Consider the following 11,435-nt stretch of genomic DNA (forward strand, 5'->3'; position numbering starts at 1 on the left):
CGCCCCGCAACCCCGAGCAGGAGATCGACATGCTGGAAATCAGGCCTTCCGCCCAGCGCGGCGTCGCCAACTTCGGCTGGCTGCACTCGCAGCACAGCTTTTCCTTCGGCAGCTACTACGACCCGCAACACGTCGGCTTCTCCGACCTGCTGGTAATCAACGAGGACCACGTGCGCCAAGGCCGCGGCTTCGACACCCATGGCCACCGCGACATGGAAATCTTCTCCTACGTGCTCGAAGGCGCGCTGGAGCACAAGGACTCGATGGGCACCGGCTCGGTGATCCGTCCCGGCGACGTGCAGATGATGAGCGCCGGCACCGGCGTGCGCCACAGCGAGTACAACGCCTCCCGCGAGGAGCCGGTGCACTTCCTGCAGATCTGGATCGTACCGAACCGCAAGGGCGTCACCCCGCGCTACCAGCAGCAGCACTTCGACGCCGCCGACAAGCGCGGACGGCTGCGCCTGATCATCTCGCCGGACGGCGCCGAGGGCTCGCTGTCGGTCCATCAGGACGCCCGCGTCTACGCCGGCCTGTTCGACGGCGCCGAGCAGCAACGCTTCACGCTGCCGGCCGAGCGCTTCGCCTACGTCCACGTGGCCCGCGGCGCGCTGACCGTCAACGGTCAGCGCCTGAGCGTCGGCGACGGCATGCGGCTGCGCAATGAGCAGCCAATCGACTTCAGCGCCGGAGACGACGCCGAGGTACTGCTGTTCGACCTGCGCCCCGTCGAATTGCCGCTGTATTGAAACCCCTTATCACTCAGTCAAAGGAAAACGCCATGAGAATCCTGCAAATCAACGCCAGCGCCCGTTCCACCGGTGCCAACTCCACCCGCCTGGCCGACGCCATCACCGCCCGTCTGCAAGCGCAGAACCCGGCCGCCGTGGTCGAGCTGCGCGACCTGGCCAGCAACCCGCACCCGGTGCTCGACGAAGCAGCGCTGGGCGCGCTGTTCACCCCGGCCGAGCAGCGCAGCGCCGAGCAGGCCGCCCGCGTCGCCCTGGACGACGCGCTGATCGCCCAGGTGCAGGCCGTCGACGTCATCGTCCTCGGCGTGCCGATGTACAACTTCGGCGTGCCGGTGCAGCTGAAGACCTGGATCGACGCCATCGCCCGCGCCGGGGTGACCTTCCGCTACACCGAGAACGGCCCGCAGGGCCTGCTGCAGGGCAAGAAGGTCTACGTGGCCCTGGCCCGTGGCGGCCTGTACCGCGACACCCCGGCCGACTCGCAGGTGCCGTACCTGAAGAGCGTGCTGGCCTTCCTCGGCATGACCGACGTCGAGTTCGTTTACGCCGAGGGCCTGGCGATGGGCGCCGAGGGTGCCGACAAGGCCTTCGCCGCCGCCCAAGAGCGCATCGGCGAGCTGATTGGCTGATCGACCCCGCCACACGACAGGGCGCCCGCTGGTGGCGCCTTGCCGCTCAACCCTGCGGTTGGCCGGGGAAGCTCAGCTCAAAGCGCGTGAGCCCCTGCACCGACTCGCAATGGATGCGCCCGCCGTGCGCTTCGACGATGGAGCGGGTGATCGCCAGGCCCAGCCCGGCGTTGCCGCCGCCCTCGCGGTCAGCCGGGGAGGCGCGGTAGAAGCGGTCGAACAGACGGCCCAGGTGCTCGGCGGGAATGCTCGGCCCGGGATTCTCCACGCTGAGGCGAACCTCGCGCTCGCCCGCGGCAATCGTCACGCGGATGACGCCGCTGGCCGGCGTGTAGCGCAGCGCATTGCTGAGCAGGTTGGACAACGCCCGGCGCAGCATGCCCTCATCACCGGCGATCACCCCGCGGCCGCTGGCCTGCAGAATGATGCCGTGCTCCTCCGCCAGCAGGCGGTAGTAGTCCAGCAGTTTGTCCACCAACTCGTGCAGCGCCAGCGGCCGGCGCGCGGGGACGATCAGGCCGTTGTCGGCCTTGGCCAGGAACAGCATGTCGTCGATCATCCGCGCCATGCGCTTGAGATCGTCGAGGTTGGCGTAGAGCGCCTCCTGGTACTCCTCCAGGTTGCGCGCGCGGGTCAGCACCACCTCGGTATGGGTCATCAGCTGGGTCAGCGGCGTGCGCAGCTCGTGGGCGATGTCGGCGGAAAAGTTGGCCAGGCGCACGAAGGACTCGTCGAGCCGCTCGAGCATGCCGTTGAACGACGACACCAGCGGCTGCAGCTCGACCGGCAGCACCGCCTCGGGAATCCGTTCCTTCAGCGAACGGGCGGACACCGTGGCCGCCACCTGGGTGACCTCGCGCAGCGGACGCAAACCGCTGCGCGCCACCAGCCAGCCGAGCCCGGCGCTGAGCAGCGCGCAGACCACCAGGGCGATCCACAGCCAGCGCTCCAGAGCGGCGAAGAAGTCGGCATGGTGGGTCACGTCCAGCGCCAGCAGCAGGGTCAGCGACTGCCCCGACTCGGCCAGCGCCACTTCGGCAGTCATCCCGCGCAGCAGGCGGCCCTCCTCCCACCACTCCCACAACGCGCCGGTCTGGCTGCGAAAGCGCGCGGGAATGGCGGCCTCGGCAGGCTCGGCGAACAGCACCCGGCCATCGGCAGCGAGGATCTGCGCGCGCAGGTCCTGGTGGGCGCCGAGCAGGGTGTGCAGTTGCCCACGCAACGCCTGCAGCTCGTCCGCCCGGCGCAGGCCGCCGAGCAGGCGCTGGCTGGCCTGCAGCTTCTCGTGCAGGGCATGGCGGTCGAGTTGGACGAAGTGCTCGCGGCTGAGCAGATTGAAGGTCAGGCCGACCGCCAGCAGCACGCCGGTCAGCGCCAGCATGAACAGCAGGCTCAGTCGGGTGGTCAGCGACAGGCGGCGGATCACTCGGATGCATCCAGCAGATAGCCCATGCCGCGCACGGTCTGGATCAGCTTGGGCTCAAAGCCGTCGTCGATCTTCGCGCGCAGGCGGCGGATCGCCACCTCGATGACGTTGGTGTCGCTGTCGAAGTTCATGTCCCACACCTGCGAGGCGATCAGCGACTTGGGCAACACCTCGCCCTGGCGGCGCAGCAGCAGCTCGAGCAGGGCGAACTCCTTGGCAGTCAGATCGATGCGCCGCCCGCCGCGAATGGCTCGGCGCTTGAGCAGATCGACCTCCAGATCGGCCACCTGCAGGCGGGTCGGCTGCGCCGCCATGGTGCCGCGACGCAGCAGGGTGCGCACCCGCGCCAGCAGTTCGGCGAAGGCGAACGGCTTGATCAGGTAGTCGTCGGCGCCCAGCTCGAGGCCCTTGACCCGATCCTCGACGCGGTCGCGGGCGGTGAGAAACAGCACCGGCACGTCCTGCCCGGCGGCGCGCACCCGGCGCAGCACCTCCCAGCCGTCCAACCCGGGCATCATCACGTCGAGGATCAGCAGGTCGTAGCCCTCCTCCAGCGCATGCTGCAGCGCATCGCTGCCGCTCTCCACGCGATCGACGGCAAAGCCCGCCTCGCTCAGCCCCTGCTGCAGATAGGCACCGATCTTCGGCTCGTCCTCGGCTACCAGGATTCTCATCGCTTGTTGTCTCCATTGCGCGTCTCCGTAGCGCGTAAACCGATTGTGCAACCCCGCGCCGCCTGCAGCCACCGCCTGACAGAAATGTAATCGGCGCGCAACAGCGCAACAGCGCAATATTGTCGCCAATCGATTGGCATGAAAAATTACTTGATATGATTCACACTGTTCTGCCTCCAGGTCGCCGCTGAGGCATCCGGCCGGAGTCCCCGCAACCGTTCCGGGCAAGCGATGCACGACAAAGAGCTCAAGGCCGCCAAGAGCGCGGAGCAAATCAGTGCGCCGATCAACCTGGCGCAGCAGGCATGGAAGAATCTGGCCACCGCCGGGCTGTATGTGCTGGCCGGCATGGCCGGCCTATTCCTGACCCAATCCTCGGGCTATGCCGCACCCATCTGGCCGGCGGCCGGCGTTGCCATCGCTGCGCTGCTGGCCTGGGGCTGGCGCTGCTGGCCCGGCGTCTGGCTGGGCAGCCTGCTGATCCACCTGTGGCTGACGCCTTCGCTACAGGGCGCCGCTCTGGGTGCTCTGCTCGCCAGTGCCACCACCCTGCAGTCCCTGCTCGGCGCCTGGCTGGCGCGGCGCTACCTGCTGGGCCGCTGGAAACTCACCCGCGACCGGGGACTGGCCCTGTTCCTGCTCTGCGTCGGGCCGCTGGTCTGCTTGGTCGCTTCCAGCCTAGGCAGCGCCATCCTCCTCGCTGGCGGCCGCTTCACCACCGACAACCTACTCAATGAATGGCTACAGTGGTGGTCCGGCGACACCCTGGGCGTGCTGCTGTTCGCCCCGCTGTCCCGACTGCTGTGGCCGGGCGGACACCCCCTGCGCGTGGCCGGCGGTGAAGGCTACCGTTTCGCCCTGCCGCTGATCGTCACCGCCACACTGCTGGTGGTCGGCCATCTCGGCCTGTCGCAACTGGAGGACCTGCGCGCCAAAGCCGAAACGCGCACGCTGATGGAAATCCTCGGCGACAACACCAGCCAGAACATCGCCGAAACGCTGTTCCCCCTGGAGGGACTGGCGCACTTCATGGCCGCCAGCCAGGAAATCACCCGCGAGGAGTTCCGCAAGTACACCCACAACCTCATCAACCACCCCAGCATTTTCTCGGTGGACTGGGCGCCGCTGATTACCCAGGCCCAGCGCGCCGAATTCGAGGCCGCTGTCGCCCGCACCGGCTTCCCCGACTTCCGCATCACCGAGCTGGACAGCCACGGTCAGCTGCAGACGGCCGCCCAGCGCGCCGAGTACTTCCCGATCCTGTTCAGCGAGCCCCTGGCCGCCAGCCGCCGCGGGCTGGGACTCGACCACGGCTTCGAGACCCTGCGCCGCCAGGCCATGGTGGTCGCCCGTGACAACGGCAAGGCCATGGCCTCCGACCTGATCCGGCTGGGACGTACCGAGCGCCATGCCTCGCTGATGTTCGTGCCGGTCTGGCGCCTGCGCGACGGCAGTCCGGACAAGGATCTGGCCGGCTATGTGGTCGGCGTCGTCGATATCCAGCAACTGCTCGCCCCGCTGCTCCGCAAGGCCGAGGAGCGCCAGCTCGCCCTGCGCATCTCGGACATCATGCCCGGCATGCCGCGGCGCGTCCTGGTCGACACGCTGACGACCGATGTCCAGCCGGACTGGCAGCGCGACTTCCACGTCGGCGGGCGCACCTGGCGCCTGGAAATGCAGCCGCGGACGCCACGGCAGCCCGTCTCGACCTCGGAGGATCGGCTGTTCCTCGGCTTCGCCCTGCTCAGCGCCTTTCTCGCCGCTTTCGCCACCCTGAGCAGCGCCGGACGGCATGCCTTGGTGTCCCGCGAGGTGGCCGAACGCACCGCCCAGCTGCAGCGCGAGCTGGACGCCCGCAGCGCCGCCGAGCACGCCCTGCGCGCGAGCGAGGAGCAACGCAGCCGCTTCTTCACCATGTCCCTCGACCTGTTCTGCATCGCCGGCTTCGACGGCTACTTCCGCAGCGTCAACGCGGCCTTCACCCGCACCCTGGGCTGGAGCGAGGAGGAGCTGCTCAGTCGTCCCATCGTCGACTTCGTCCATCCCGACGATGTCGACGGCACCCTGACGGAATTCCGCCTGCTCGAGCAAGGGCACCACACCCTCGGCTTCGAGAGCCGCCATCGCTGCAAAGACGGTTCCTGGCGCTGGTTGACCTGGAAGGCCCTGCCCCAGCCGGGCGGCCTGCTGTTCGCCACTGGCCACGACACCACCGAACAGCATCGCGCCACCCGGCAGCTCGGCGAACTGAACGCCCAGCTGGAGCAGCGCATCGAGGAACGCAGCCAGGCAGTGGCCGACCTGCAGGCCAAGAAGGAGGAGATCCGCGCCGTCCTCGACCACCTGCTCGAAGGCGTGATCACCATGGACAGCCGGGGCATCGTGCATAGTGCCAACCCGGCCATCGAGCCGCTGCTGGGCTACACGCCCGAGGAGCTGATCGGTCACAACGTCTCCCGCCTGATGCCGGCGCCGCTGAACGCGAAACACGACGGCTACATCGCCCACTACCTGCGCACCGGCGAACGACACATCATCGGCTCCAGCCGCGAAGTGAGCGGCCGCCACAAGGACGGCCATGCAGTCGACCTGGAACTGAGCGTGTCCGAATACAGCGTGCACGGCGAGCGCTTCTTCATCGGCACCCTGCGCGACATCCGCGAGCACAAGGCGCTGATCGCCAGTCTGACCCAGGCGCGCGAGGATGCCGAGCAGGCCAGCCGAGCCAAGTCGGCCTTTCTCGCCACCATGAGCCATGAAATCCGCACGCCGATGAACGGCGTCGTCGGCCTGATCGACGTGCTGGCCCAGGACCAGCTGCCGGCGCATCAGGGCGACCTGATCAGGACCATCCGCGAGTCGTCGAGCAACCTGCTCGGCGTGATCGACGACATCCTCGACTTCTCCAAGATCGAGGCCGGCAAGCTGGAAATCGACAGCGCGCCACTGCAGCTGGTCGAGCTGATCGACAACCTGTGCAGTACCCTCAGGCCGCTGGCCAGCGCACGCGGCGTAATCCTGGAACAGGAAATCGCCACGGACATCCCGCACTGGGTCAGCTCCGACGCCATGCGCCTGCGCCAGATCCTCTTCAACCTGATCGGCAACGCCATCAAGTTCTCCGGCGGGCGCAGCGAGTGCCCGGGGCGGGTCGCGGTGTGCGCCCGGCTCGCCGCCGGCGACCCGCTGCGCGTGCTGATCAGCGTGGCGGACAACGGCATCGGCATCGCCCCCGAACATCTCGGCCAGCTGTTCCGGCCCTTCAGCCAGGCGGAATCCTCGACCACCCGCCGCTTCGGCGGCAGCGGCCTCGGTCTGGCCATCTGCCAGCGCCTGGTGGATCTGCTCGGCGGCGAGATCAGCGTCGCCAGCACGCCAGACAGCGGCACCGTCTTCACCCTCATGCTGCCGCTCGCGATCGCCAGCGCGCCGGCGCCCTCCGGCGACAACCGCCTGACAGCCGCACAGCCCCTGTCCCGACCGGATGCCCTGGCCAACCGGCGGATTCTGGTGGCCGAGGACGATGAAGTGAACCGCAAGGTCATCCAGCAACAGCTCGCCCTGCTCGGTTACCGCTTCGCGCTGGCCAGCCACGGTGCCGAGGCCCTGGCCATGTGGCGCCAGGGCGACTACGACCTGATCCTCAGCGACCTTCACATGCCGGAAATGGACGGCTACCAGCTGGCCGCCAGCATCCGCCAGGCCGAAGCCGGCCAGCAGCGCATCCCGATCCTGGCCCTGACCGCCAATGCGTTGCGCGGCGAAGCCACGCGGGCCCTCGAAGCCGGCATGGACGAGTACCTGACCAAGCCCATCCGCCTGGCCGCCCTGCAAGCGGCCCTGGCCCGCTGGCTGCCGCCGGAGGCGGCGCTGGTCGACTCCGCCGCCCTGACCGCGCTGGTCGGCGAGGACCACGAGATGATCCGCGAAATTCTCGGCGACTATCTGGACGCGCTGCGCTCTCTGGCCCCCACACTCCACGAAGCCTTCGAACACAACGACATCGATGCCATCGACGCCCTCGCCCACCGCCTCAAGTCCTCGTCGCGCGCCGTCGGCGCGCTGCGCCTGGGCGAGTTGTGCGCCGCACTCGAGCAGGCCATCAAGAACGGCGACAGCGCCGCACTGGCGCGCGGCATCGCCGAATTCGCGCCACTCCATACCGCCACGGCAGCACGCATCGAGCAGTTGCTGAAAGAGGGCCATCTGGCCTGAACAGGAGGCAATCCCGATGAGAATCCTGGTCGTCGACGACGATACCTTTATCTGCAGGCTGCTGGTCCGCCAGCTGCAGACCCTAGGCTTCAGGCAGGTCATCGCCTGCGAGCGGGCCCGCGTCGCGGTCGAGCATCTGGAGCAGCAGCCCGGCAGCATCAACCTGATCCTCTGCGACCTGCAGATGCCTGAGATGGACGGCATCGAGTTCATTCGCCACCTGGTACGCCTGGGCTATGCAGGCGCCCTGGTGCTGGTCAGCGGCGAGGACGAGCGCATCCTGCAGAGCGCCGAGCGCCTGGCCCGGGCGCACCGCCTGCGGGTGGCGGGCGCCCTGTTCAAGCCGGTTTCCAGCGAGCGGTTGCAGAGGCTGCTGGAACAGGAGACGCCCGGCGTCAGCACCCAGCGCGATGCCGAATCCCGGAGCTACGACGCCGATGAGCTGGCCCGGGGCATCGAGACCGGCGAACTGGTCAACCACTATCAGCCCAAGGTCGATTTCGCCAGCGCCCAGTGCACTGGCGTCGAGACCCTGGTGCGCTGGCGGCACCCGCAGGATGGCCTGGTCTATCCCGACCGCTTCGTCGCCCTGGCCGAAGCGGCCGGACTGATCGATGGCCTGATGCGCACGGTGCTGCGCAACGCGCTGCGCGATGCCCGTCAGTGGCGCGAGCAGGGCCTGGAGCTGCAGCTGGCGGTCAACGTGTCGATGGACAACCTGCAGGGTCTGGACTTCCCCGACCTCGTCGAGCAGGAGGCACTGGCCGCCGGGGTGCCGCTGTCCAGCCTGGTGCTGGAGGTCACCGAAAGCCACCTGATGAAGAACCGCCAGGATGCCCTCGACATCCTCACCCGCCTGCGCCTCAAGCGCATCAGCCTGTCCATCGACGACTTCGGTACCGGCCACTCCTCGCTGGCGCAACTGCGCGACATCCCGTTCAACGAACTGAAGATCGATCGCAGCTTCGTGCATGGCGCCTGGCGCGATGCCGCCCTGCACACCATCCTCAACGCCAGCCTGGACATGGCGCGCAAACTGGGCATGAAGACGGTGGCCGAGGGCATCGAGGATCGTGCCGACTGGGACCACCTGCGCCAAGCCGGCTGCGACGTCGCCCAGGGCTGGTTCATCGCCAAGGCCATGCCAGCCGAACATTTGCCAGACTGGCTGCAAGCCTGGGACGAGCGCCGCTCCGAGCTGACACCGACCGCCCCTGTCATCCCGGACCGCTGAGGCGCGCAGCGGTTCGACCCCGCCTCGCGCCTCACCCAAACCACCGTCGGATAGCAAGAACAACAATGAACCAGCCAGACAACCTAGCGTTGCCCTCTTCCCGATGGCCCCTGCGCCTGTCCAGGTCGCGCGGCCTGATGCGACTGGTGCAGATTTTCTCGCTGGCCCTGGGCTATTTCGCCCTGGCCCAGCTGGCCCTGATGTTCAACAGTCCCTCCAGCCATGCCGTGATTCTCTGGCCGGCCGCCGGCTTGGCCATCGTCGCCCTGCTCGGCTGGGGCATCGCGCGCTGGCCGGGGGTGTGGCTCGGCTATTTCGCCTCCGACCTTTTGTATCGCCTGCAGACGGCAACCAGCGAGGACCATACGACCCTCATCGCCCTGTCCGCCCTGCTGGCCTGCGGCGCCAGCCTGCAGGCGGTACTGAGCGCGCGCCTGCTGCGCCCGGCTCTGCAGCGAAGCGCCCCGCTGGAGCATGAGCAGCAGACATTCCGCTGTCTGTTGCAGGCGATCCCCCTATGCAGCCTGATCGCCGCGAGCATCGGCTGCATGGGCCTGACCCTGCTGCAGGGTCTGCCCTCCGCGCGACTGCTGGAGACCTGGCTCACCTGGTGGGCCGGCGATACCCTGGGCATCCTCCTGGTCCTGCCGCTGCTCCTGCCGCTGCTCCCCAGCCTGCGTTCTCACTGGCCCAAGCGGGCCCTGCATATCGCCATCCCGCCCCTTGTCACCTGTGCCCTGGTGATACTCGGCGATATCGGGCTGCAGCGTCTGGAGCGGGCCAACTGGCAGGCCCGCCTGACCGCTGCCGGCGAGGACATCCGCGACCTGCTCGCCATTCAGATGACTCGTCAGTCGCAACGTCTGCTGGCGGTCAGCGACCTGTTCGATACCGGCGTCGAACCCAGCGCGCATCAGCTCGAACGCTTCGCACGCCGCGCCCTGACCATGGACGGCCTGCATGCCCTGGCATGGGTGCCCTGGCATGGGTGCCAAGGATTGCCGCCGCCGAGCGTGAGGAGTTCGAGCGCCACCAGCGGCTGAGCGGCTACGCCGGCTTCACCATCCGCGAATACGATGGGCAGGGCGAGCCCCGTCTGGCCAGCACGCGCGCGGAATACTTCCCCCTGATGTTCATCGCCAGCCAGAATGGCATCGACCGCTTGAGCGGCATCGACGTCGCCAGCAATCCGGCCAACCTGAGCGCCTTGCGCCAGGCCCGCCTCAGCGGGCATAACGTATGGTCGCCGCACCAGCCACTGGGGGAGCGCTCGGACCGCCATCCTCATGCCTGGAACCTGTTCGTCCCAATCTACGACCACGACCTCGACACAGCCACCGCGACGCTCGACGCCCGCCGACAGGCTCTGCGCGGCTATGCGGTGGGGGTATTCCATCTCGACGAAATGTTTGCCGCGCTCAACCAGCGGGCCGCTCTGCAGGGTATCGCCTATCGCATCGCCAGCCCGGCGCCCGACCAGGCCGCCGTGCTGTTCGACAACCGTCCGACCAGCGCCGCTCTCGGCCAGCCGGCCTGGAGCACCAGCATCGACGGCCTCGACGGCGAGCAGCTGAGTATCGAAACCTGGCCACTGCCGGAAACCACTGCGGGTCGCTCGCCAAGCGCGCTGATCTACCTGCTCGCCGGCGTCGTGGTCACCTTCCTGGTGGTGGCTTTAATCCTCATCGCCGCCGCACAGACGGTGCGGGCCAAACGCAACGAGCTGGAGCGCCGCCAGGAGCTGCAGGAAAGCGAAGCCCGCCTGCAGCGGGTGATCGACGCCAGCCAGTTCGGCTACTGGGATCGCGACCTGATCACCAACGAGGTGATCTTCAGTCCGCGCTGGTTGCAGATGCTCGGTTACGGACCCGATGAGCTGCCCAATCGCCACGACACCTGGAACCGCCTGATCCACCCCGAGGACCAGCCGCGGGTCCTGGCCTGCATGGAGGAGCACCTTTCGGGGCGCAGCCCCGTCTACCGCGCCGAGCACCGTCTGCGCGCGCGCAATGGCGAATGGCGCTGGATTCTCACCAGCGGGCACGTTAGCGGCTACGACGCCCAGGGAAAGCCGACGCAGATTTCCGGCATTCATGCCGATATTCACGAGCAGAAACAGGCTGAAGCCGACCTGCTGGCCAGCCAGCAGGAGCTGCAGCGCCTCAACGCTCGCCTGGAGCAGACGCTGCTGGAGGCCGAACAGGCCAACCAAGCCAAGTCCAGCTTCCTCGCCACCATGAGCCACGAGATCCGCACGCCGATGAACGGCGTGATCGGCATGCTCGAAGTGCTTGCCCAAACCCCGCTCAAACCCCAGCAGCAGGACATGGTCGGCCTGATCCGCGAGTCGGCGCTGTCGCTGCTGGGAATCATCGAGGACATCCTCGACTTCTCCAAGATCGAGGCCGGCAAGCTGGAGCTGGAGGAGGTCGAGATGTGCTGCGCCGAGCTGCTCGAACATGTCTGCAGCATGCTCGACCACCTGGCGGACCGGGCCGACATCGA

8 protein-coding genes and 2 pseudogenes are annotated in these 11,435 nt (G+C 67.9%); 8 read left to right on the top strand and 2 right to left on the bottom strand.

The genetic code is table 11. The annotated features are described in order from the left end of the window. The first annotated feature begins 29 nt into the window (after nucleotides 1-29). Nucleotides 30-749 carry a pirin family protein gene (locus BMZ19_RS08680; protein ID WP_090309849.1) on the top strand — a complete coding sequence of 240 codons (720 nt, stop codon included), beginning with the start codon at nucleotides 30-32 and terminating at the stop codon, nucleotides 747-749. A gap of 32 nt (nucleotides 750-781) precedes the next feature. Then, a complete protein-coding gene (locus BMZ19_RS08685) occupies nucleotides 782-1,381 on the top strand; it encodes an FMN-dependent NADH-azoreductase (protein ID WP_090309852.1) in 600 nt (199 codons plus the stop codon). A 46-nt stretch (nucleotides 1,382-1,427) separates the two neighbouring features. Here the strand turns inward: BMZ19_RS08685 and BMZ19_RS08690 are convergent, their stop codons facing one another. Together BMZ19_RS08690 and BMZ19_RS08695 are read right to left on the bottom strand one after the other, a co-directional pair. Continuing rightward, on the bottom strand, nucleotides 1,428-2,804 hold the full coding sequence (locus BMZ19_RS08690; protein WP_090309924.1) for a heavy metal sensor histidine kinase: 1,377 nt from the start codon (nucleotides 2,802-2,804) through the stop codon (nucleotides 1,428-1,430). Next, a complete protein-coding gene (locus BMZ19_RS08695) occupies nucleotides 2,804-3,481 on the bottom strand; it encodes a heavy metal response regulator transcription factor (RefSeq protein WP_090309856.1) in 678 nt (225 codons plus the stop codon). The genes BMZ19_RS08690 and BMZ19_RS08695 overlap by 1 nt, the downstream gene beginning before the upstream one ends. 231 nt (nucleotides 3,482-3,712) lie before the next feature. Here BMZ19_RS08695 and BMZ19_RS22880 point away from each other — a divergent pair. The 6 genes and pseudogenes from BMZ19_RS22880 to BMZ19_RS08715 all read left to right on the top strand — a co-directional run. Next, a pseudogene (locus BMZ19_RS22880) lies at nucleotides 3,713-6,142 on the top strand (PAS domain S-box protein); the annotation flags it as partial. A 60-nt stretch (nucleotides 6,143-6,202) separates the two neighbouring features. Further along, a pseudogene (locus BMZ19_RS22885) lies at nucleotides 6,203-6,343 on the top strand (histidine kinase dimerization/phospho-acceptor domain-containing protein); the annotation flags it as partial. An 18-nt stretch (nucleotides 6,344-6,361) separates the two neighbouring features. Further along, nucleotides 6,362-7,696, top strand: a complete 1,335-nt coding sequence (locus BMZ19_RS22890; RefSeq protein ID WP_425287163.1) for an ATP-binding protein — start codon at nucleotides 6,362-6,364, stop codon at nucleotides 7,694-7,696. A 16-nt stretch (nucleotides 7,697-7,712) separates the two neighbouring features. After that, the gene (locus tag BMZ19_RS08705) at nucleotides 7,713-8,930 is read left to right on the top strand and encodes an EAL domain-containing response regulator (protein WP_090309862.1); all 1,218 of its coding nucleotides are present in this window, start codon (nucleotides 7,713-7,715) and stop codon (nucleotides 8,928-8,930) included. A gap of 137 nt (nucleotides 8,931-9,067) precedes the next feature. Next, on the top strand, nucleotides 9,068-9,973 hold the full coding sequence (locus BMZ19_RS08710; protein ID WP_170847723.1) for an MASE1 domain-containing protein: 906 nt from the start codon (nucleotides 9,068-9,070) through the stop codon (nucleotides 9,971-9,973). Next, a partial coding sequence (locus BMZ19_RS08715) for a CHASE domain-containing protein (protein ID WP_139214648.1) occupies nucleotides 9,901-11,435 on the top strand: 1,535 nt, incomplete at its 3' end. The genes BMZ19_RS08710 and BMZ19_RS08715, both read left to right, overlap by 73 nt.

The sequence above is a fragment of the Pseudomonas linyingensis genome, assembly GCF_900109175.1.
In the GTDB taxonomy this organism is placed as follows: domain Bacteria; phylum Pseudomonadota; class Gammaproteobacteria; order Pseudomonadales; family Pseudomonadaceae; genus Geopseudomonas; species Geopseudomonas linyingensis.

What these genes read in the sequence shown, in the direction of transcription:
- BMZ19_RS08680 (WP_090309849.1), top strand. Translation starts at nt 30, where the DNA reads ATGCTGGAAATCAGGCCTTCCGCCCAGCGCGGCGTCGCCAACTTCGGC.
- BMZ19_RS08685 (WP_090309852.1), top strand. Translation starts at nt 782, where the DNA reads ATGAGAATCCTGCAAATCAACGCCAGCGCCCGTTCCACCGGTGCCAAC.
- BMZ19_RS08695 (WP_090309856.1), bottom strand. Translation starts at nt 3,481, where the DNA reads ATGAGAATCCTGGTAGCCGAGGACGAGCCGAAGATCGGTGCCTATCTG.
- BMZ19_RS08705 (WP_090309862.1), top strand. Translation starts at nt 7,713, where the DNA reads ATGAGAATCCTGGTCGTCGACGACGATACCTTTATCTGCAGGCTGCTG.
- BMZ19_RS08710 (WP_170847723.1), top strand. Translation starts at nt 9,068, where the DNA reads ATGCGACTGGTGCAGATTTTCTCGCTGGCCCTGGGCTATTTCGCCCTG.